Below are 22,243 nucleotides of genomic sequence, written 5' to 3'. Positions count from 1 at the left end.
GCCCATAATGGGGTACAAATCGAGCATCTTCCATAATGGGTAATGGGTCTTGGACCCAGCGAGGGAATGGAAATGACGAACAAGATCAACATTGGACTTGCTGCGATGGCGCTTTGCGCAACCGTTTGCACCAGCCCTGCTTATGCCGCCAATGCAACCCGTTCCGCCCAGGTATTGCCGGCGATGGGAGCCAGCGTGGGTTCCGTGGCTTATGCGCCCGGCCTTGAAAACCAGTGGCGCTGTGTCAAGATCACCGACAAGGCATTGAAGCTCAAGAAGAAGAATGTTCAGGTCGATACAGTCGGTCGCGTCGTGCTGAGCAAGGCTGGCACGCCGTTCAGCTGTCGCCTTCCGACCAACACGTTCTATCAGGCTCAGACGGGCGGGTTCCCGTTTGCGATTGTCGGAGGCATTCTTGTCGCTGGCGGCACAGCCATTGCGATTGCCGGCAGTGGCAATAATTCCGATAGCCCGGGTTGATTGCGAGCTCCTTACCTAGGCGCCGATAAAGGCTGCGCGAACGGGTATGTTCTTACCCTTCCCTCCGCGGACTTCCCGCTCGCGCCCAATTCTGCATTATCTTCCTGATTTTTGTGGCGACAATTCTGTCGCGCCATTATCCGAAGCAATTGCTGCTGCTTGTCCAGATTGTCATTTTGGTAATGGCACTTGGCCAATTGCGGCAAAAGATCGGGAGCCCTCTCCCAGTGCCTGCCTGAAGGGAATACAGTGCGCAAAGCCCAGCCTTTCAGCCTGATTCGGCTTACACCTCTCGCGCTGCTGGCCGCCTGCCAGCAACAATTGCATCCAGATCTTCCTACGGGCCCTGCGGCCTATGAGGTGCTCGCCAATGCGAGCGCGGACCAGAATGGCGCTTATCTGCTGCATCCGGGCGATGTGGTGACTGTCAATGTGTTCCAGGAACCGGACCTTACGGTCGAGGAAGTTGCCATTGACGGCTCTGGCAATCTCTATCTTCCGCTGATCGGCGAGATCAAGGCGGATGGCCTCAGTCAGGCGGAGCTCTCAGCGCAGATCCAGGACGCTTATGCCAATGGCTATCTGCGCAACCCTCGAGTTGCCGTTGCGGTAAAGAGCGCAATGTCCTCGACGGTTTCGGTAGAAGGACAGGTGGACCAGCCGGGCGTTTATCAGATTCAGCCCGGCGCCACCTTGCTGACTGCCATGGCCTTGGCGCGCAGTCCTACCCGTACGGCCAAGCTTGATGAAGTGCTGATCTTCCGTTTCGTCAACGGACAACGCATGGGCGCACGCTTCGATCTTACGGACGTTCGATCGGGCACCGCGCCGGATCCGCAAATCCTGCCGGGCGATGTCGTAGTGGTCGGCTATTCTTCCCTCCGTGGCGTGTGGCGCGATATTCTCGACGCGGCGCCTCTGTTTAACGTGTTTACCCGGTTCTGATGGCCGTGGATTCGTGCGGTCCGATGGACGCAAGGAGCAGCAAGTGAACGTGCCCGCGCCCGAAACACATGAGCCGTTGCATGATCCGCAATATCCCTATGGGCAGCCTGTAGAGGCCTATGGCCCGGGAGCGATCGGTGAGGCGGTGCGGTATGTTCTGGCGCTGATACGCCGGAACAAGTGGCTGATCGCCGCGATTATCGGTCTGGCAGTGCTTGCCGCGATCGCGCTGACAATGCTTGACACACCGCGTTACACAGCGGCTGCCAGCGTTCAGATCAATGACCAGAGCGAACAGGTTCTGGGCGAGGAACTGGATGCACAGACCGAGGTAAACAAGGCGACCGACGTCGAGCGCTTCCTCAATACCCAGATCGAGATTCTGCGCAGCCGCGGCCTGGCGGAACGCGTGGCACGGCGCCTGGACCTGATTGGCAACGAGCGCTTCTATGCCGCGATGGAACTGCCCTTGCCGTCGCAGAGCACCACTGACGCACAGCGGCGCGAGCAGGTTCTGGATCTTCTGCGGGACAATATGCAGGCCAACCTGCCTCGCAACAGCCGCATCGTCACGATCAGCTTCCTCAGCACCGATCCTGCGATGTCAGCCAAGATCGCCAATACTTTCGCCGACGAATTCATCCAGGCGAACCTGCAGCGCCGTTTCGACAGTTCGGCCTATGCGCGCAACTTCATCGGCGAACAGCTGGAAGAAGCCCGAGTCCGGCTTGAAGCTTCGGAGCGCGAAGTGAACGCCTATGCCCGCGATGCCGGCCTGATCCGCATGCGGGAGGCCGGAACTGGCGGGGAGAACGGCGACAATTCGTCCAGCAGCGTGACGACGTCGAGCCTCATGCAGATCAACGAGGCGGCAAACCGCGCCAAGGCAGATCGGATTGCAGCCGAAGGCCGGTGGCGCACGGAACAGTCGACCCCGCTTTTCTCGTCGCTGGCGGTGCTTTCCAATCCCACTGTCCAGCAGCTCATGACCCGCCGGGCAGAACTCGATGCCCAGCTGAAAAAGGATCGCGAGCGTTATCTCGACGGTCACCCGACGGTGCTGCAGGAAGAAGCCGAACTGGCTACCGTGAAGCAGCAGCTCAATCAGGTGGCGGCCAATGTGCGCGATTCCATCCGTGCCCAATATGCAGCTGCCCTTGCTGCGGAGCAGCGGCTGAACGCACAGGTCGAGGAACTTCAGGGCGCCACTCTGGCGGAACAGGATCGCGCCGTGCGTTACAATACGCTCGCACGCGAAGCCGACACCAACCGCTCGCTCTATGACGGACTGCTGCAGCGTTTCCGCGAGCTTAACGCAGCGGCCGGCATTGCCAACAGCAATCTGGCGATCATCGATCGCGCGGACCCGCCGCTGATTCCTTCTTCGCCCAGCCTGGCCAAGAATCTCGCCATTGCCCTAGCTCTGAGCATTGTGCTGGCCGGCATCGTGGTATTCATGCGCGACCAGCTCGACGATGCGATCCACATTCCCGAGGATGTGGAGGACAAGGTCCAGCTTCCGCTGTTGGGCATCATTCCGAATTCGGGGGATGTTTCGCCTGCGGAGGCTCTGGCAAATCCCAAGTCGGCCGTTGCCGAAGCCTATGGCTCGCTACGGGGCGCCCTGCTCTATTCCACGCGCCAGGGCCTGCCCAAGGTTCTCGCGGTTACCAGTGCGCAACCGACCGAAGGCAAGAGTACCACGGCCTTTGCGATTGCCGCTGGCTTTGCCCGCATGGGGCGGAGCGTGTTGCTGATCGATGCCGACATGCGTCGTCCCTCGGTCCATACATGGCTGGGCTATGACAACCGCAAGGGTCTTTCCAGCCTTCTGGTTTCGGCTGACCCGGCGGAAAGCGCAGTGCTGCATACCGGCATGCCCAATTTTGACGCGCTGCCTTCCGGCCCCATTCCGCCCAGCCCCACGGAGCTGCTGACCTCGCCCCGGATGATGGGCCTGATCGACGAGTTCGCCGCAAAATATGACGTCGTGCTGTGTGACAGTCCGCCCGTGCTCGGCCTTGCGGACGCACCCACGCTTGCCGCTCTGGCGGATGGCGTGGTGTTCGTGATCGAGGCTGATCGTGGCCGGCGCGGCGCGCTCAAGACGGCTCTCAAGCGGCTGCGCTCTGTCAATGCAGCCCTCCTTGGCGCGGTGCTCACCAAGTTCGATCCGGATAAATCGGGCAACCGCTATTCCGAATATTACGGCTATTCCTACTACCGCTACGAAACGAGTGACGAGGCCAAGAGCTGACGCCTATGGCGAAATCCGGCCTCGCTGCACGTCTGCTGCTTTCGGGTTTTTCCCTCGCCTATCTTGCTGCAACCTGGGGCAGCGGATTTGACCGGCTGAGTGCTGAAACACCTACGCTGGAGCGTCTGGTCCCCGGGGTTTTTCGCGCTCAGGCGGACCTCTCCGCCGGAGCTGTGGCGCTGGCACGCGGTGACAAGGCCAATGCGCTTGCCTTTGGTGAAAGCGCGGTTCGCAACGATCCATTGAGACCTCAGGCGACGGCCTTGCTGGGCATTGCCCACAGTTTCGCAGAAGATCAGCAAGATGCGGAAGATGCCTTCCGCGTTTCCGCCCAGCGCGGCTGGCGGGACAGATTGACGCAGATATACTGGTATGATGCGGCAATGCGGGCAAACGATAACGAACGCGCCGCCCTGCGTGCCGATGCCCTGCTACGCGCCAATCCGAATCTGGAAGGCGCAGCCAAACTCGTCGCTCCTCTGGAGGCTACGCCCGAAGGCAGGCTGGCGCTGGCCCATCGGCTCGCGGAAGCACCGCCATGGAGCGCCGGCTATTTCCGCGCAGGGCAAACACCCGACGTGACGCGCCTCAAAAATCGGGCGCAGGTTGCGCTTGCAGCGGTCGGGCAGGGCAACGCGCTTGAATGCGACACACTGGGCGGATTTGCCCGGGAGTTGCTTCTCAATGGAATGCGGCGGGATGCGGAGAACCTGTGGCGCGCGAGTTGCGGGAAAGCGGGTGCTGCGCCAGCGCGAGGCATGCTGGCGGACGGGAATTTCGAACTGCTCTCCAAATCGACCGAACAGGCGCCTTTCGGCTGGCGTAAATTCGCGAGCGGCGATCTGGCTGTCGATATGGTGGAACTTGCGCCGAACGCCCATGCTGTCAGGGCTCGCAGCACTGCCTCCGTCACGCGCCTCATCCTGTCTCAGGCGGTCGATATTCCGCCAGGTAGCTGGCGCGTCAAAGCGCGCGGTTCGGTGCCTGCCGAAAGACTCGTCATATCGCTCGATTGCGATGGCCACGCGCGCCGTCCGTCCCGGATCAATGGCGATGCCGCCGCAGCAGGTCAGGTGCTGGAAGCCGATGCCTGCGAAAGGGCGATACTGGGCGTTTGGCTTCGCCCCGGCCGGGATGAAGTCACGCTTGAAGAAATGACGATCGAACCGGCCGAGTAATTTTACCCGGCCCGGCGATCAGTTCTTGGGAACGGTGAAGCTGCCCGTTACACGACCGGTCGACGTGGTCGTCCCAGTGGCACCGCTTGCACGCCCATCCACGCTGGAAAGCCCCGTCCTGAGGTCGATCACAAGCCTTGCCCCGGACAGGAAATCACCGCCCCGGCGAAGCTGGATCCCGCCCGACATCACGATTACCCGGCGGTTGAAGTCATAGACAGCCGCAGCCCCTCGGGCCGATTCATTGCCCCGGGTCACGAGGACTCCGCCGGTCGCATCCAGCCGCTGGATTTCCAGCGAACCGCTATCGGTATAGGCTACCGTGGTCCGTCCCGCGTTGAGTCGCAGATCACCCTGAGTGATGATGACATTGCCGGACAGGACCACCCGGTTCTGCTTGTCCTGCAATTCGATCCGGTCCGCACTGAAATTCACGGGCGCATCGGTGTTGTGCGATCCCAGTGCCTGAGCGGCGGGCTGCTGCAAACCGGCAATGGCCGCAGCGGTAAGCGCGAAACCTGCCAGGCCGGCCCGCAAGGAGCCTTTGCGGAGCAGGGCGGAGAAGGAAAACTTACGGTCCATTATGGCATCCTGAGCTTGCCGGGCTCCATACGGAGCCGGGCATGGCCGTCCAGCATGATCGTGCGCGCGCCAAGGTCCGCCACGATCCGGTCGGCGCTGAATGTTCCGGCAGGAACGGCGCCTTCCACCCTGCCTTCGCCCACCAGCGTCTTTTTCTCAAGGTCGATCGACACATCGCGCGCCGACGCCCGATATCCGTCAGCCGCGGTAAACTGCACCAACCCGTTGATGCCGACCTTCTGTTGTTCGAAATTATACTCGCCCGAACCCGCGCTGAGCAGCGCCGGCCCTTCCGTCAGCTGGATACGCGCCCGAAGATCCCGCATGCGGACGATGGGCACCCGGGCGCTTTCCTGCACAGCTTCCCCCGCCGTGAGAGAGAAGGGGCGACCCTTGTTGTCCTCCCCCCGATACATCGCGTTTTCCACGCGCAGACGATTTTCGGCGATGGCCACCTTGTTCCGGTCGAGGATGAAGCTGACTTCCCCGCGCGGGGCGAGCGGCGTGAAGACCATCAGCGCCACGACAACCCCGATCAGCGCGGGCAGCAAACGGGCAAGCACGGACACCAGCCGGTCATGCGATCCGCCGGGCCAGGCAAAGCGCCGCCGGTCGCTGCGCAGCGTGTCGGCCTGTTCAGTCATGATCACCGGTCATGGGCGAACCTCGCGCAGCTTCATTCGTGGCTGAAGATATCCTTGTCGGCCCAGCCTGCAAGATCAAGCCGGGCACGGGTGGGCAGGAAGTCGAAACAGGCCTGGGCAATGGCAGTGCGCCCTTCGCGTTCCAGCCTTTCGGCCAGAATATCGCGCAGGCGATGGAGAAAACGCACATCCGACGCGGCATATTCGCGCTGCGCATCGCTCAGCACCGGGCCGCCCCAGTCCGAACTTTGCTGCTGCTTCGAAATGTCGGCGCCAAGCAGTTCGGAAACGAGATATTTCAGTCCGTGCCGATCCGTATAGGTGCGAACGAGCTTGCTGGCGATCTTGGTGCAGAACACCGGCGCAGCCGTAACCCCCAGATAATGCTCGATCGCTGCAAGATCGAACCGGGCGAAATGGTAGAGCTTCACGCGGGAAGGATCCGCCAGCACCGCCTTGAGGTTCGGCGCGTCATACGCACTGCCCTTGGCGAAGCGGACAAGGTGTTCGTCACCCTTTCCGTCGCTGATCTGGACAAGGCACAACCGGTCCCGCGGGGTGATGAGCCCCATCGTTTCAGTATCGACGGCGACCGGGCCGGGCGCGAGGACGCCTTCGGGAAGGTCTTCTTCGTGGAAATAGACAGCCATGGGAGTTCCCCTAGAGCATTTTCAGCGCCGGTGGAAACACCTGAAGGCGCGGAAAATGCGGAGTGGCGCAAACTTGGCCCATTGGGGATAGCGCCGATGCCATACTGGCCGCCAAAGGCGGGAGAGGATAGCAGGGCTGCATGGCTGAAAACTCGCTCCCCTCTTCATGGCAGCCCGCGCTGGGCGAAGTGCTTTCCACGCCGGAGGCCCGCAAGCTGGGCGGCTGGCTGCGCGCCGAGGAAGGGGCCGGCAAGACCGTCTACCCACCACGAGGGGCGCGGCTGCGCGCACTGGAACTCACTCCGCTGGACAGGGTGAAAGTGGTGATCCTGGGGCAGGATCCCTATCACGGGCCCGGCCAGGCCCATGGCCTCGCCTTTTCAGTGCCGGAGGGCGTCCGCGTGCCGCCATCGCTGGTGAACATCTACAAGGAGCTTGAGAGCGACCTTGGCGTGAAGGCGCCGCCGCATGGCAATCTGGAAAGCTGGGCGCGCCAGGGTGTGCTGCTGCTCAACAATGCCCTCACCGTGGAGGCAGGGCAGGCTGGTTCGCATCAGGGCCGTGGATGGGAGGCTATTACCGATGCCGCGGTTGCTGCCGTTGCGCGTGGGGAACAGCCCTGCGTGTTCATCCTGTGGGGCAGCCATGCCAAGAAAAAGGCGATGCGCGTGCCCGAACTGGCAAACAATACGCGGCATCTGATCCTTACCGCGCCGCATCCCAGCCCTCTTTCCGCCCATTCCGGATTTTTCGGCTCTCGCCCCTTCAGCCAGGCCAATGCCTTCCTGAGCGCGCATGGCAGGGAGCCGATCGACTGGTAGGCGCGGATATTTCCCGGCCGATTTGTTTCCGGTCAATTTTCCCCTATCGTTAGCGTGCTATCCGAATCCCCGAAGAGAGAAATTGGGGAGTTGGAAAGTCATGGCGATCAGGGTGGAACCCCTAAGCGAGCGTTTCGGGGCTGAAGTATCGGGCGTGGACATCACCCGTCCGCTTGACCGGCAAACCCAGCGTGAAATCATCGACATCCAGAACAAGTGGGGCGTTACCGTATGGCGCGACACGGGCCTGGACGATGCAAGCCACGTCGCCTTCTCCCGTATCTTCGGCCATGTGGAGCTTGCCCCCCGTCATTCGGGAAAGCCGAGCCGCATGAGCGAGCCGGAATTGTTCGACGCCTCCAACCTCGATCTTGCGGGCAATATCGTCGATAATGAGAGCATCCGGCTTGGCGCCAAGGGTAATCGCCTGTGGCATTCGGATTCCTCTTTCATGCAGGTCCGTTCGGCACAGGCATTGCTGCTGTGTCACGAGGCACCTCCGCATGGAGGGCCGACGTGGTTTGCCGATACGCGCAGCGCCTATGAAGATCTGCCCCAGGCGATGAAGGGCCGGCTGGAAGGGCTCGAAGCCGTCCATTCCTATTTCTGGTCCCGCCGCCGGGCAGGCTATCCCTACACAGAGGAGGAAGTGGACGCGAAACCACAGGCCATTCATCCTCTCATCCACATCCATGCCGGATCCGGCCGCAAGGCTCTGTTTGTTGGGGCGCATACGCGGGACATCGTGGGCATGGATCGCGAAGAAGGGCGCAAGCTGATCGATGAACTCGTCGAATGGTGCACCCAGCCGCACTATGTCTTCGCGGTCCACTACAAGCCCGGAGATATGACCATCTGGGACAATCTCTGTTCGCTCCATCGCGGCGGGGAATATGACGATACGCTCTATCGCCGCGACATGCGCCGGACCACGGTGCGCGATCCGCTCGCGCCTCCTGCAGCCATCGACCATTTCACCAAAATGTTCTCCGCCGCAGGCGATACGCCTTTCTCCCCCGGCGACGCGATGAAGGAGCGCGTCCTGGCGGCGGGATAACAACCCTTCTCCCCCCGGTGCGGTCCGGCATTCCAGAGCATCTGCCGGGCCGCACCACCCTTTGCCTGCGCACCTTGTCTCCTTTGACCGCTCTTGCCTTGGTCCTGTGAATTGCCTATTGGCGAGCCTAGATAATTAGCAGGCTAAGGATTCGTCATGTCTATTACGGTCACCCCCATCCTGCCGCGTTTCGGCGCCGAGGTTTCGGGCATCGATATCACCGGCCCGCTGAGCGAAGAGAACAAGCGGGAAATCATCGATATCCAGAACCGCTGGGGCGTGACCGTATGGCGCGATACGGGGCTGGATGATGACAGCCATGTCGCCTTCACCCGGATTTTTGGCGACGTGATCCTGGCGCCCAAGACGCGGGGACGGCCGCGCTTCGCCCATCCCGAACTGTTCGACGCGTCCAATCTCGATGCCGACGGCAATATCGTGGATGACGAGCATCGCCGCCTGACCAATCGCGGAAACCGCCTGTGGCACAGTGACAGCTCCTTCGTGCAGGAACGGGCGGCGCAATCCTTGCTGCTGTGCCATGAAGCGCCCAATGGCGGCCCCACCTGGTTTGCCGACACACGCAGCGCCTATGATGACCTGCCGCAGGCGATGAAGGACCGGCTGGCAGGGCTTGAGGCGCGCCATTGCTATTTCTGGTCCCGCCGCCGGGCGGGCTATCCTTACACGGAAGAAGAGGTCGATCGTTTCCCTCACTCGGTCCACCCGGTGGTCCATGTCCATGCCGGATCGGGCCGCAAGGCGCTGTATCTGGGGGCCCATGCGCGCGACATCGTGGGCATGGAACGGGAAGAAGGCCGTGCCCTGATCGAGGAACTGAACGATTGGGTGGGCCGCCCCGAATATATCTTCCCGGTCGAATATCGGCCCGGCGACATGGTGATCTGGGATAATCTGTGCACCTATCATCGGGCAGGCGATTTCGACGAATCCCTGCATCGGCGGGACATGCGCCGCACCACCATTCGCGATCCGCAGGCGCCGGATTCGGGCGACGGTTCGGTGCAGGCGATGTTCCGCCAGGCAAGCCAGACCGATGGCCGGATTGCCGGACTGCAGGATCCGAAAAGCTAACTCGCCGACAAGCTAACTCGCCGACAAGGCCGCCTTAACCATCCTCGTCCGGAAGGCGATAAGGCTGGCGCAGCTAGACTGCCCGGCGCGATGCTGCACGAGGATGTCCTTCGCCGTCGCCCGGAACAAACGGGCGGCTCGCTTGCGGAAGTGATCCGCGCCTTCGGCCATGCGCTCGATCTGGCGGATAGTCAGCCTGACGGCCATAGCACGCGCGCCTGTTATCTCGGTTGCCTGCTGGGGCAGGAGATTGGCCTTGCTCCACGGGAGCTTGGCGAGCTGTTCTTCGTCCTGCTGCTGAAGGATCTCGGCAGTTCGGCCAATGCCGCCCGGATTGGGGAGCTATTTCAGACCGACGATCTCCACTTCAAGCGGGTACTCAAGACCCTGCCCGCAAACCGCTCCGCCCGCCTGCGAGGGCTGATTGCTGAATGCGCCCCCGCCAGGCCGCTTGCCGGGCGTATCCCAGTGATCGCCCGCTTCCTGCTCCATCAGGATGCGATTGCACAGGAACTGGTTCAGCTGCGCGCCTCGCGCGGGGCCAACCTTGCCGCCGGGCTGGGCCTGGCGCCGGCGATATGCAGCGGGATCTATCATCTCGACGAGCATTGGGACGGCTCGGGCAGGCCCAGCCATCTGAGCGGAGCGGCCATACCGCTCTATGCCCGCATCGCGCAGATCGCCGAGCTGGCCGATATATTCTACATCCACGGCGGGCCTTCGGCAGCGCTTGCCGAAGTTGCCGCAAGGGCCGGGCGTCAGCTCGATCCGGCTCTGCTGGAGGCATTCGGCAGGGTTGCGGAACGGGAGCGAAGTTGGGCCGACCTCGGCTCCACCGCGCTTCCTTGCATGCTCTTCAAGCTGGTTCCTGAAGCCGGCAAGGTGCTCATCGACGAAGATGGGCTGGATCGGCTCGCGGCCGTCTTCGGGCAAGTGGTGGACACCAAGAGCGCCTATACGGCCGGCCACTCCGCCCGCCTCGTCAGCCTTGTCGATCGAGTGGCATCCAGGCTCGGCATGCTTCCCGCCCGGCGCCGCGCCCTGTGCCGCGCGGCTGCCCTGCATGACATCGGCAAGCTCGGCATTCCCACTGCCATACTCGACAAGCCTTCCGGCCTTGCGGAAAGCGAATGGGAACTGGTGCGCGGCCATGCTGGGCGGACCAGAGCGCTATTGGGGAAGATCGGCATCTTCTCGGAGATGGCGGCCTTTGCCGCAGCCCATCATGAGAGGCTGGACGGCATGGGCTATCCCTCCGGCCTCGACGATGCAGCGATCGCCCGCGAGACGCGGATCATCACCGTGTGCGACTTCTATGACGCCTTGACCTCGAACCGCCCCTATCGCCCTGCACTCAGCCCCGCAGAGGCACTGGCGGCGATGCAAGGCGAAGTGGGCAGGGGAATTGACGGCGAAGTGTTCGCCGCGCTCCAATCCGTCCTCTAACCGCTCAGGCGGCAACCAGCCCCTGCCCGATCATCCATTCGAGCGCGGAGATTTCAGGGCCGCTTTCATTGATCGTGGTGCGGCGCATGTCGCGGCGATATTCATCGGTCAGCAGTGGCGTTGCTGCATGCATGGTGCAGCGATTATCCCAGATCACCAGATCCCAGCGTTTCCACTGGTGACGGTAGATATATTTCTCCTGCGTGGCGTGAGCGTAGAGCTCCTCCACCAATTCTCGGCCTTCTGCCTCGCTCCAGCCCTTGATGCCGATGCAGTGGCCGCCCACGAACAGGCATTTGCGGCCATGGGGCCCCGAACCATTCACGCTGCGGACCAGCGGATGTTCCACTTCGGGGAAGGGGATGATGCGCTTTTCCTGCGGGCTTATCTCGCCCTGCAACCCGGCGCGGCGGCGGCCTTCCCAGAAGTCGTGAATGCCGGTCAGCCCCTCGATGCGGTCCTTCATCGCCTGCGGCAGATCGTCATAGGCGGCACGGGCATCGGTAAACCAGGTATCGCCCCCGGCGCTGGGCGGCGGCGTTTCCACGCCGTGCAGCAGCGACCATTTGGTGGGCATGGGGTGAAAGGAACTGTCCGTGTGGAAACGCTCCGCACCCTTGGCCAGCTTGGCGGCATCGTCACCATAGGGGATGATCTCGCCATTGTGATCCAGATTGCCGGCATAGAAGATGCCCGGCGTAATCACCCGGCGGCCCTGCGGACGCGGCGCGGCATCCTTGGCGCGACTGGGAATTTCAAGCGGACCGAACGCGCGGCTGAAGGTCTTCTGCTGCTCGTCCGTAATTTCCGCGTCGCGGATCGCCAGAACGCCATATTGCGCCATGGCCTGCTCCACCAGATCGACCAGCGCGGCATCGGGCGCATTGGTCAGGTCCGCGCCAATCAGCTCGGCGGCGAATAAAGGGTGCAGCGGTTTCACTTCCATTGTTCATCCTCTCTTCCGGCCCGGCTCTTTTACCGGGTCTCGGCGGCATAGAGCCGCTCTATATCGTCCACCCGGCATAGATCCGTGCCCGGAGTGAGTACGGCAGCACTGCCTGCCGCCATGCCATAGCGCAAGGCATCAAGGGGATCGCTCCCATTGGCCAGGGCAAAGACCATGGCCGCAAGGAAGCTGTCGCCTGCACCCACGGCGCTTTTCGCTTCGACCGGAATGGCGGGCAGATAGTGCGCCCCCTGTTTCGATGCCAGGAGCCCGCCCTTGTCGCCCAATGTAACGGCAACAAACTCTGCCGCGCCGCGCTCCACGATCGCCATCGCCGCGGCGGCATATTCCTCTTCTGTCTCCAGCCCGCGCCCGGCAAGCTGTTCCAGCTCATCCTCGTTGGGCTTCACGAGATGGACGGGCGCCCCGGCCAGCGCAGCCTTGAGCGCTTCGCCCGAACTGTCGAGCACGAAGCGGAAGCCCTGTTCCTGTGCGATGCGGGCCACTACGGCATAGAAATCGGCCGGTACGCCGCGCGGCAGCGATCCGCTGGCCACCAGATAGTCGCAGGGCACACTGGCCAGCTGGTCGAGACAGGCGCGCCATTCGGCCTCGGCCACTTCGGGGCCTTCGGGCACGAAGCGGAATTCCTTGCCGCTTGCCATCTCGTGCACGGTGCAGGCAACGCGCGTGGCGCCCGCGATGCGGATTGGACGGCGGACAAGCTGGTGCAGGTCCAGCAAGCCGTCCAGCGCCACGCCGGTCGCTCCGCCTGAGAGGTAATGGCACACCGCATTGCCGCCCAGCCGCACGAAGACGCGGGCTACATTGATGCCGCCGCCGCCCGGATCGTAATGCTCGTTATGGCTGCGCAGCTTGCGCGTGGGTTCCAGGCGCTCGACGTCATAGGAGACGTCGAGCGTCGGGTTCATGGTAATGGTGGCGATGGTGGGCATGGGTTGGCCCCCTATCGCCGCCGGATCAGCGCGGCAGCTCGGTGACGCCCATCAGGGCTTCGTCCACCGCGCGGGCGCACTGGCGGCCTTCGCGGATCGCCCAGACGACCAGGCTCTGCCCACGGCGCATGTCGCCGCAGGAGAAGACCATGTCCTCGCTGGTGCGATAGCTTTCCGTATCGGCCTCGACATTGCCGCGATCGGTCAGCTTCACACCCGCCTGATCGAGCAGACCGGCCTTCTTCGGCCCGAGGAAGCCCATGGCGAGCAGGATGAGATCGGCCTTGATGACGAACTCGCTGCCCGGCACTTCCTTCAGCTGCCCTTCCGACCAGTCGGCACGGACGCACTTCAGGCCCGTGACGACACCGTTTTCGCCCACCACTTTCTTGGTCAGCACGGCCCAGTCACGGTCCACGCCTTCTTCATGGCTGGTGGAGGTGCGCAGCTTCATCGGCCAGTCCGGCCAGGTCAGCAGCTTGTTTTCCTTCACCGGCGGTTCCGGCATGATTTCGATCTGGGTGACCGAAGCCGCACCCTGACGGTTGGAAGTGCCAACGCAGTCGCTGCCGGTGTCGCCGCCGCCGATCACGATGACATGCTTGCCGGTGGCGAGCAGGCTGCCGCGCGGCGCGGCGCGGATTTCATCGTCGCCCGCAACGCGCTTGTTCTGCTGGGTCAGGAATTCCATCGCCAGCCGTACGCCGGACATTTCGAAGCCCGGAATGTTGAGCATACGCGCATCTTCCGCGCCGCCCGACAGCACGATGGCGTCGAAATTTTCCTTCAGGCTCTTGAACGAAACGTCCACGCCCACTTCGGTGGAGGTCTTGAAGGTCACCCCTTCGGCCTGCATCTGCACCAGACGCCGGTTGATGAGGTGCTTTTCCATCTTGAAGTCGGGGATGCCGTAACGCAGCAACCCGCCCATCCGGTCGTTCTTTTCGAACAGCGTCACCGAATGGCCTGCGCGGGCAAGCTGCTGGGCGCAAGCCATGCCGGCCGGGCCCGAGCCGATCACCGCCACGGTCTTGCCGGTGCGCTTTTCCGGTACTTGCGGCTGAATCCAGCCTTCCTTCCATCCGCGATCGACGATGGCGCATTCGATCGACTTGATCGTCACCGGCTGGTCGATGAGGTTCAGCGTGCAGCTTGCCTCGCACGGGGCGGGGCAGATGCGGCCGGTGAACTCGGGGAAGTTGTTGGTGGAGTGCAAAGTCTCCAGCGCGCCTTCCCAGTTCCCTTCATAGACCAGATGGTTCCAGTCCGGGATGATGTTGTTCACCGGACAGCCATTGTGACAATAGGGAATGCCGCAATTCATGCAGCGGCTGGCCTGCTCGCGCAGGGCCGGTTCCGCATGCGGAATTACGAATTCCTTATAGTGCTTCACCCGCTCCTTCGGATCGTCATAGGTGCGATCCTGGCGGTCGACTTCGAGAAAGCCGGTTTCCTTGCCCATATTCCGTAACCCTTATTCGGCAGCCACAGAGGCGGCTTCTTCGCGCTCGGCTTCGATCTGCTGAAGCGCGCGGCGATAATCGCGCGGCATCACCTTCACGAACTTCGAAAGCGCATTGTCCCAATCGGCGAGCAGAGCGGCAGCGCGGGCCGATCCGGTGTGCAGCTTGTGCCGCTCCACCAGAATCTTCAGGCGCTCCGCATCGTGGTGCAGCATGTCGCCCATGCCGAAATCCTCGATGCTGACGGGGCGCTGCTGCGGCCGGCCGGCATAATCGTCTTCCTCGATCGCCGGATCGATGCTGTCCAGATCCACCTGGGCCTGGTTGCAACGCTGGGCGAAGCTGCCGTCCTCGTCATAGACATAGGCGATACCGCCCGACATGCCCGCCGCGAAGTTGCGCCCGGTCTTGCCCAGCACCAGCACCACGCCGCCGGTCATATATTCGCAGCCATGATCGCCCGTGCCTTCGACCACCGCGATGGCGCCCGAATTGCGCACCGCGAAGCGTTCCCCGGCCACGCCGTTGAAATAGGCTTCGCCCGCGATGGCGCCATAGAGCACCGTGTTGCCGACGATGATGTTCTCGGTCGGCTCGCGGTTCACATCGGCAGGCTGACGCACGATCACGCGGCCGCCCGACAGGCCCTTGCCGACGTAGTCATTGGCATCGCCGACGAGGTCCAAAGTCACGCCATGGGCCAGCCATGCCGCGAAGCTCTGACCGGCAACGCCGGTGAAGTTGATCCGCACGGTATCGGGCTTGAGGCCCGCATGACCGTACTTTTCGGCGATCCGGCCGGAAAGCATGGCACCCACGGTGCGGTTCACGTTCACGACCTTGCGATCGATCACAACCGGTTCACCCTTTTCGATGGCCGGCTTGCAGGCCGCGATAAGATCATTGTCGAGCGCCTTTTCGAGCCCGTGATCCTGGTTCATCGAGTGATGGAGCGACTTACCGGCAGCCAGCGGCACCTGATAAAGCAGCTTCGACAGATCGACGCCCTGCGCCTTCCAGTGGCTGATAGCCTTCTTCATATCGAGACGGTCGACCCGGCCGACCATTTCCTCGACGGTGCGGAAGCCCATCTCGGCCATGATCTGGCGCAGCTCTTCAGCCACGAAGAAGAAGTAGTTGATCACATGTTCGGGCTGGCCGACAAAGCGCGCCCGCAGCACCGGGTCCTGGGTGGCAACGCCAACCGGGCAGGTGTTGAGGTGGCACTTGCGCATCATGATGCAGCCCGCCGCGATCAGCGGAGCCGTGGCGAAGCCGAACTCTTCCGCGCCCAGCAGCGCGCCGATGGCCACGTCGCGGCCGGTGCGCAACCCGCCATCGACCTGAACCACGATACGGCTGCGCAGGTCGTTCAGCAGCAAGGTCTGCTGCGTCTCGGCCAGGCCGATTTCCCACGGCGAACCGGCATGGGTGAGGCTGGTCAGCGGCGAGGCGCCGGTACCGCCTTCATAGCCGGAGATCGTCACGTGATCCGCACGCGCCTTTGAAACGCCCGCGGCCACGGTGCCCACGCCCACTTCGGAGACGAGCTTGACCGAAATACGCGCAGCAGGCTGCACGTTCTTCAGGTCGTGGATCAGCTGGGCCAGATCCTCGATCGAATAAATGTCGTGGTGCGGCGGCGGCGAGATCAGGCCCACACCCGGCGTGGAATGCCGGGTCTTGCCGATGGTCTTGTCCACCTTGTGGCCGGGCAGCTGGCCACCTTCGCCGGGCTTTGCGCCCTGAGCCATCTTGATCTGGATGTCGTCCGAATTGACGAGATATTCCGTCGTTACGCCGAAGCGGCCCGAAGCGACCTGCTTGATCGCGCTGCGCATCGTGTCGCCATTGTCCAGCGGCAGGAAACGCTTGGGATCTTCGCCGCCCTCGCCGGTGTTCGACTTGCCGCCGATCCGGTTCATGGCCAGCGCCAGCGTGGTATGCGCTTCCCAGCTGATCGAGCCATAGCTCATCGCGCCGGTGACGAAACGCTTCACGATGTCCTTCGCCGGTTCCACCTCGGAGATGTCGATCGGCTTGTCGGCCTTCTTCAGCTCCATCAGGCCACGGATCGTCAGCAGCCGTTCGGACTGCTCGTTGATCGACTTGGCGAATTCCTCATAGTTCTTGGGGCTGTTGCCGCGCACCGCATGCTGCAGATTGGCGATGTTCGACGCCGTCCAGGCGTGTTCTTCACCGCGCACGCGGGCCTGATACATCCCGCCCACGTCCAGCATGTGCTTGTAGATCGGGTTGTCGCCATAGGCAGTGGCGTGACGGCGCACCGCTTCCTCGGCCACTTCCTTCACGCCGATACCTTCGATGGTGGTGGCGGTGCCGGTGAAATAGGCATCGATGAATGCCTGATTCAGGCCCACCGCGTCGAAGATCTGCGCGCCGCAATAGGACTGGTAGGTCGAGATGCCCATCTTGGACATGACCTTCAGGATACCCTTGCCGACGGCCTTGATGTAGTTCTTCTTCACCTCGGCCGGGGTCAGCCCCGGATGCTTCTCGCGACGGATCTGCTCCAGCGTTTCGAAGGCGAGATAGGGATTGATCCCTTCCGCGCCATAGCCCGCCAGCACACAGAAGTGGTGCACTTCGCGCGCTTCGCCGGTTTCGACCACCAGGCCGGTCTGCATACGCAGGCCCTGGCGGACGAGGTGATGATGCACGGCCGCAGTCGCCAGCAGCGCCGGGATCGGGATACGGTCGGAGCTCTGTGCGCGGTCGGACAGGATCAGGATGTTCTTGTCCGCCAGCACCGCTTCGGTGGCAGCCCAGCACATTTCCTTGATCGCCTGCGCGATCCCTTCGGCACCGACGGTGGCATCCCAGGTCATGTCGATCGTCGCGGTGCGGAACGCGCCGTCCAGCGCCTGCTCAACCGAGCGGATCTTGGCCACGTCCTCATTGGTGAGGATCGGCTGGGAGACTTCAAGGCGCTTATGCGTGCCTGCCTCACGGCCGAGCAGATTGGGGCGCGGACCGATCATCGAGAGCAGGCTCATCACCAGCTCTTCGCGGATCGGGTCGATCGGCGGGTTGGTCACCTGCGCGAAGTTCTGCTTGAAGTAATCGTAGAGCAGGCGCGAGCGGCTGGAGAGCACTGCGATCGGCGTGTCCGTGCCCATCGAGCCGATCGGATCGTCGCCAGCCACGGCCATCGGCTCGAGGAACTTGGCCACGTCTTCCTGCGTGTAGCCGAAGGCCTGCTGACGCTGCAGCAAGGAACCTTCCTCTTCCACCAGACCGCCCAGCTCGGCGTCCACGGCGTCAAGGTCTTCCAGCTTGTACTGCGCCTGAGCCAGCCACTTGTCATAAGGCTGGGCGTGGGCGAGTTCGGCCTTCACTTCCTCGTCGTCGATGATGCGGCCCTGTTCGAGGTCGATCAGCAGCATGCGGCCCGGCTGGAGCCGCCACTTGCGCACGATGTCCTCTTCCTTGAACGGCAGCACGCCGCTTTCGGAGGCCATGCAGACCAGATCGTCCTTCGTCACGCACCAGCGTGCGGGGCGCAGGCCGTTGCGGTCCAGCGTGCCGGCGATCTGGCGGCCATCGGTGAAGGCCACGGCTGCGGGACCGTCCCAGGGTTCCATCAGGGCGGCGTGATACTCGTAGAAGGCGCGGCGGGCCGGATCCATTTCCGGGTTCTTCGCCCAGGCTTCCGGCACCAGCATCATCATGGCATGGGCCAGCGAATAGCCACCCGCCAGCAACAGCTCGAGCGCATTGTCGAGGCAGGCCGTGTCGGACTGGCCGTGCGGGATGATCGGCCACAGCTTGTCGAGATCGGGGCCGAGCAGGTCCGATTCCATGGTGCGGCGGCGCGCGTTCATCCAGTTCACATTGCCGCGAACCGTGTTGATCTCGCCATTATGGGCGATCAGGCGGAAGGGCTGCGCCAGCTTCCAGCTGGGGAAGGTGTTGGTTGAGAAACGCTGGTGGACGAGGCCGAGCGCGGAAACGCAATCGGTATCCTGCAAATCCTTGTAGAAGCTGCCCACCTGGTTCGCCAGCAGCAGGCCCTTATAGACGATGGTGCGGCTCGAGAAGCTCGGCATATAGAGCTGAGCGATCTCGGGCATCTCGTGCTTTTCGGCCAGTTCGGCCAGCGGGTTCTGCAACTGCTTGCGGATGGTGATCAGCTTGCGCTCGAACGCATCCTGATCGACCGTGTTGGCACCACGCGCGATGATGCACTGGCGGATCATCGGCATGGATTCGAGCACGGCCACGCCGAGACCAGCCGTATCGGTGGGCACATCGCGCCAGCCGACCAGTTCCTGGCCTTCCTTGGCGATGAACTTCTCGAACTGCTGGACCACGAAGTCCCGCGCCTTCTCGCTCTGCGGAAGGAAGCACATGGCCACGGCATAATCGCCGGCGGCGGGCAAGGTCTTGCCTTCTTCGGTGGCCCACTTGCGGAAGATCGGATCGGGAATCTGAATCAGCAGGCCCGCACCGTCGCCCAACAGCGGGTCTGCACCCACTGCCCCGCGATGGTCGAGATTCTCCAGAATCTCGAGCGCCTGTTTCACGATAGTGTGCGATTTCGCGCCTTTAATATGGGCAATAAAGCCCACACCACATGCGTCATGTTCGTTCACTGGATCGTAGAAACCTTGAGGCGGCGGATAACCCATCAAATTCCCATTCCTGTCTAGCGCCGTCAGGACGCCGCTTCAGGGCAGCGCTTCCGGCAATGAAGCACGACTCACCCTGCCGCGCCGGGCAGCAAAAATGTCGCGAGTTTTCGCCATGGCGACAGGAAACTGTTTTTGCAACTAGGGCAGGGGGGCAAGGGGACGAATTTTACCTTGCGTGGCCGATGTGCAGCGCAGGCACAATCCGGCAAAGCGGCCCGGAATCAGTAGTTAAGGGCCCCTTACGAGGCCGAGGACCATCCAGCGATCAGGCAGCGCCGGTCTTGCGCTGGATCGCCGCCAAGGCGTTACGCAGCACTCGCTCGGTTTCCGCACGGTCGGCCCAGGGGCGGCCGGACGGTGTCATGATCGGCTGACTGAAGGGGCGCACATCACCCGTGGGGGCCGGGCCCGTCGGGACAGGCATTTCAGAGACTTGCGCCGGCTTTCCCGCTTCCGGCGAAGGGACAGCGACCGGTTCCTGCGCCATGTCGCCGCTTTCGACAACGGCAACGCGCTGCGGGATGCGCATGGCGAGCAGGGAACTGTAGGAATCGTCTTCCCCGGCCTCCTCCTCGATTTCCTCCGCCTCGTCTTCCAGCGGAGCCGTTTGCGGCGTCAGGCCTGCGAGAGGCAGCGAGAGCGAGGCGATGACATCATCCTCGTCATCATATTCTTCTTCGCCGAACGACTCGAGCTCCAGTGTCATGCTCCGCGGCCGGGCAGGAACGGATGCGGGTTCAGGTTCGGAGGCAGTGGATGCACGACCGAGGATGCGTTCCGCCGCGGCAAGCGGTTCGACCGGGCTGGCAGCCACGGAAGCCACCGGAGCGAGGGCTATGGGAGCGGAGACCACTTGCTGCGCCACAGGATCTTGCGATGCGGAAGCCACGGGCTCCGCAGAAGGAGTTGGCCGGGCGGAAGGCGGCGACGCGGCAGGCCTTGCCCCGGTGAGATAAGTCGCCAGCTCGGCGAGGGCCGCAGGCGGCGGGCTCTGTGGACGGGTAGCGCGGCGCTGCATCGCAATTCCCAGCCGTTCGGCCAGCTGGACCACGCCCATGCGCGAAAGATCCGCGTCGGGATCGGAGGGCAGGTTCAATTCGTCAGTCGTCCGCGCTTTCGGTTGCACTGCTTCCGGCTCTGCTTCGCTGGCCGGGAGCTTGTGCGAAGCGGCATCGGCTTGCGGAAGCTCCTCCACGACAATCTCGATGGCATCCAGCTCTATTGCCGGCTCGATCTCAGCTTCCGCCGGCCCCAACTGCGCAGCGAAGTCCTCTTCAGGCTCCCGCGAGACAGGCTCCTCTTGCGAAACAGGCGCGTCCATGGGCGGGCCGAGATCCGCCATGGCGGAAAGCGGGCGACGGCGACGGGCTTCCGGCAGGCTTTGCGTCTGGGGTTCGGCGCGTTCACGCCGGGATTCGCGGCGGGCGCGTGCCTGCTCGTCCCGCTTGCCGCGCGGCGCGATTGCCCGTGCCGCGGCATAGCCGGCGAGCCCCCCGGCAATCCCCGCGCCGAGTGAAACCAGCAGGCGCGCAGTCAAACCAAGCGGCGGTGCGGCAACCGGAATGATCGCCGAAATGCCACTGGCCCCGATGATTCGTTCGAGGGCATGACCAGGCAGAACCAGAAAGCCCAGCCCAAAGAGAGTGGCGAACCACAGGGCAACGATCGCCGGAAACAGGCGATGTGAACTGATAGATGCCTTCGGGTGATTCGCTGCCACTTGTGTCAAAACCCCTGTTTTCAGGCCAGTGTCGCCTTAGTCCCCTACGCCGTTGAGGCGCTTAGCCTGCGGCGATAACGGGGTTCATTGCAAGGGGATCTAATAAGGCTTGGTAAACGGGCCGATAACGAAGCACGTTGCGAGCCCAGTCGTGATCGCGCTCCACATGCGCCCGGCCCGCTTCCCTTATCGCCGGCCAGTCTTCCCGCCGGGACAATAATGCCGCCAGGGCATCGGCGCAGCCAGCCGGATCGTCAGGCGGAAACAGGATGCCGGTTTGCCCGTCCGTCATCAGTTCCCGATGTCCGCCGACATCCGATGCAGCCACGATCTTGCCCTGGGCCATGGCCTCAAGCGGCTTGAGCGGAGTTACAAGATCGGTCAGCCGGCTGTGCTTGCGGGGATAGGCCATCACATCGCACAGCGAATAATATCGCTCCACTTCCCCATGCGGCACGCGGCCAGCGAAGAGAATCGCCTCGCGCGCCGGGCTCGCTTCGACCTGCGCCTTCAGTGCTGCTTCCACCGGGCCACCGCCGACCAGCAGCAGGCGCGCGCCCGGATGCCGGGCGATGAGGGCAGGCATGGCGGCGACCAGATCGTCCAGCCCTTCATAATCATAAAAGCTGCCGATGAAGCCGATGACCGGGCCATCGGCAATGCCGAGTTCCGCCGCCAGCGCCTCGTCACGGGGCAGTGGCTTGCCGAACAGGGAGAGGTCCACTCCGTTGGGCATAATGGAAATCTTGTCGGGATCGGTGCCGCGCGCGATCAGGTCTGCCCGCAGCCCCTCGCAGATCGTGACCACCCGGCCTGCCCCCGCAACGACCCGGTTTTCCAGGCTGCGCGTCAGGCGATATTTGAAGGAGCCTTCCTGGCCGGTGCCATTGCCCACGGCGGCATCTTCCCAGAAGGCGCGAATCTCATAGACCAGCGGAATGCCGAGCTTCCTGCTCGCCCGCAGTGCCGCAAGGCCGCACAAGGCGGGCGAATGGGCGTGGAGGATGTCAGGCCGCCATTCGGCGCACAGTGCCTCTATCGACTTGGCCAGAGCCGCGATCTCGCGCCATTCGCGAAACACGGCGGGGCCCCGCGCCTCGCCCGGGCTGCGATGGAAGGTCAGTCCGTCGATGATCTCCACTGCGGGGCCGGGGGCGACATGCCTCAGCCCGGTAATCCCGCGCACTTCCATCCCCGCCGCCTGCTGGGCCTTCAGAATAGCGCGCGTGCGGAAAGTATAACCGCTATGCATCGGCAAGGAGTGGTCAAGGACATGGAGGATCCGGGTCATCGCGCGTTTCCCTGCCATCACAAGCTTAACACCGCGTCAACCGGGTGCTGCTAGGGC

The 22,243-nt window shown here is 63.1% G+C and carries 17 protein-coding genes; 8 read left to right on the top strand and 9 right to left on the bottom strand.

Features of this window, described 5'->3' with window-relative positions; genetic code table 11:
• Positions 1-72: 72 nt before the first annotated feature.
• The 4 genes from H0274_RS09915 (at position 73) to H0274_RS09900 (ending at position 4,860) form a co-directional block, all read left to right on the top strand.
• Positions 73-480 (top strand): hypothetical protein, encoded by a 408-nt coding sequence (locus tag H0274_RS09915; RefSeq protein ID WP_226795169.1) that lies wholly within the window; start codon positions 73-75, stop codon positions 478-480.
• A 249-nt stretch (positions 481-729) separates the two neighbouring features.
• Positions 730-1,425 carry a polysaccharide biosynthesis/export family protein gene (locus tag H0274_RS09910; RefSeq protein WP_226795167.1) on the top strand — a complete coding sequence of 232 codons (696 nt, stop codon included), beginning with the start codon at positions 730-732 and terminating at the stop codon, positions 1,423-1,425.
• 43 nt (positions 1,426-1,468) lie between these two features.
• Entirely contained in the window at positions 1,469-3,682 is a 2,214-nt protein-coding gene (locus tag H0274_RS09905; protein ID WP_226795165.1) for a GumC family protein, read from the top strand.
• Positions 3,683-3,687: 5 nt separating this feature from the next.
• Positions 3,688-4,860 carry a hypothetical protein gene (locus tag H0274_RS09900; protein WP_226795163.1) on the top strand — a complete coding sequence of 391 codons (1,173 nt, stop codon included), beginning with the start codon at positions 3,688-3,690 and terminating at the stop codon, positions 4,858-4,860.
• Between the two features lie 18 nt (positions 4,861-4,878).
• Here H0274_RS09900 and H0274_RS09895 read toward each other — a convergent pair whose 3' ends face one another.
• Genes H0274_RS09895 through H0274_RS09885 form a run of 3 tightly spaced genes read right to left on the bottom strand, consistent with a single transcriptional unit; the run spans position 4,879 to position 6,736 of the window.
• Positions 4,879-5,442 carry an LptA/OstA family protein gene (locus H0274_RS09895; protein ID WP_226795161.1) on the bottom strand — a complete coding sequence of 188 codons (564 nt, stop codon included), beginning with the start codon at positions 5,440-5,442 and terminating at the stop codon, positions 4,879-4,881.
• Positions 5,442-6,086: an LPS export ABC transporter periplasmic protein LptC gene (locus H0274_RS09890; RefSeq protein ID WP_226795160.1), complete on the bottom strand. Its 645-nt coding sequence runs from the start codon at positions 6,084-6,086 to the stop codon at positions 5,442-5,444. The genes H0274_RS09895 and H0274_RS09890 overlap by 1 nt, the downstream gene beginning before the upstream one ends.
• A gap of 32 nt (positions 6,087-6,118) precedes the next feature.
• Entirely contained in the window at positions 6,119-6,736 is a 618-nt protein-coding gene (locus tag H0274_RS09885) for a ribonuclease D (RefSeq protein ID WP_226795158.1), read from the bottom strand.
• 140 nt (positions 6,737-6,876) lie between these two features.
• Between H0274_RS09885 and ung the strand changes: the two genes are divergently transcribed.
• The 4 genes from ung to H0274_RS09865 all read left to right on the top strand — a co-directional run bounded on the left by ung (position 6,877) and on the right by H0274_RS09865 (position 11,155).
• A complete protein-coding gene (ung, locus tag H0274_RS09880; protein WP_226795156.1) occupies positions 6,877-7,557 on the top strand; it encodes a uracil-DNA glycosylase in 681 nt (226 codons plus the stop codon).
• 100 nt (positions 7,558-7,657) lie between these two features.
• Positions 7,658-8,614, top strand: a complete 957-nt coding sequence (locus H0274_RS09875; protein WP_226795154.1) for a TauD/TfdA dioxygenase family protein — start codon at positions 7,658-7,660, stop codon at positions 8,612-8,614.
• 156 nt (positions 8,615-8,770) lie between these two features.
• The gene (locus H0274_RS09870; protein WP_226795152.1) at positions 8,771-9,709 is read left to right on the top strand and encodes a TauD/TfdA dioxygenase family protein; all 939 of its coding nucleotides are present in this window, start codon (positions 8,771-8,773) and stop codon (positions 9,707-9,709) included.
• Between the two features lie 90 nt (positions 9,710-9,799).
• A complete protein-coding gene (locus tag H0274_RS09865; RefSeq protein ID WP_226795150.1) occupies positions 9,800-11,155 on the top strand; it encodes an HD-GYP domain-containing protein in 1,356 nt (451 codons plus the stop codon).
• Between the two features lie 4 nt (positions 11,156-11,159).
• On the opposite strand, the gene H0274_RS09860 is transcribed toward H0274_RS09865, so the two are convergent.
• The 6 genes from H0274_RS09860 to H0274_RS09835 all read right to left on the bottom strand — a co-directional run bounded on the left by H0274_RS09860 (position 11,160) and on the right by H0274_RS09835 (position 22,186).
• On the bottom strand, positions 11,160-12,101 hold the full coding sequence (locus H0274_RS09860) for a TauD/TfdA dioxygenase family protein (protein ID WP_226795148.1): 942 nt from the start codon (positions 12,099-12,101) through the stop codon (positions 11,160-11,162).
• A gap of 29 nt (positions 12,102-12,130) precedes the next feature.
• Positions 12,131-13,057: a 1-phosphofructokinase family hexose kinase gene (locus H0274_RS09855; protein WP_226795146.1), complete on the bottom strand. Its 927-nt coding sequence runs from the start codon at positions 13,055-13,057 to the stop codon at positions 12,131-12,133.
• A gap of 25 nt (positions 13,058-13,082) precedes the next feature.
• A complete protein-coding gene (locus H0274_RS09850; protein ID WP_226795144.1) occupies positions 13,083-14,519 on the bottom strand; it encodes a glutamate synthase subunit beta in 1,437 nt (478 codons plus the stop codon).
• Positions 14,520-14,531: 12 nt separating this feature from the next.
• Positions 14,532-19,172, bottom strand: coding sequence for a glutamate synthase large subunit (gltB, locus tag H0274_RS09845; RefSeq protein WP_226795142.1), 4,641 nt, complete (start codon positions 19,170-19,172; stop codon positions 14,532-14,534).
• 268 nt (positions 19,173-19,440) lie between these two features.
• Positions 19,441-20,895: a hypothetical protein gene (locus tag H0274_RS09840; RefSeq protein ID WP_226795140.1), complete on the bottom strand. Its 1,455-nt coding sequence runs from the start codon at positions 20,893-20,895 to the stop codon at positions 19,441-19,443.
• 61 nt (positions 20,896-20,956) lie between these two features.
• Positions 20,957-22,186 (bottom strand): TIGR04063 family PEP-CTERM/XrtA system glycosyltransferase, encoded by a 1,230-nt coding sequence (locus H0274_RS09835; RefSeq protein ID WP_226795138.1) that lies wholly within the window; start codon positions 22,184-22,186, stop codon positions 20,957-20,959.
• Positions 22,187-22,243 lie beyond the last annotated feature (57 nt).

The organism is Fulverythrobacter ferritrahens (genome assembly GCF_020539485.1).
Lineage (GTDB): Bacteria > Pseudomonadota > Alphaproteobacteria > Sphingomonadales > Sphingomonadaceae > Andeanibacterium > Andeanibacterium ferritrahens.
The sequence above is the reverse complement of the archived record's forward strand: the minus strand, read 5'-3'. Positions and strand labels throughout refer to the sequence as shown.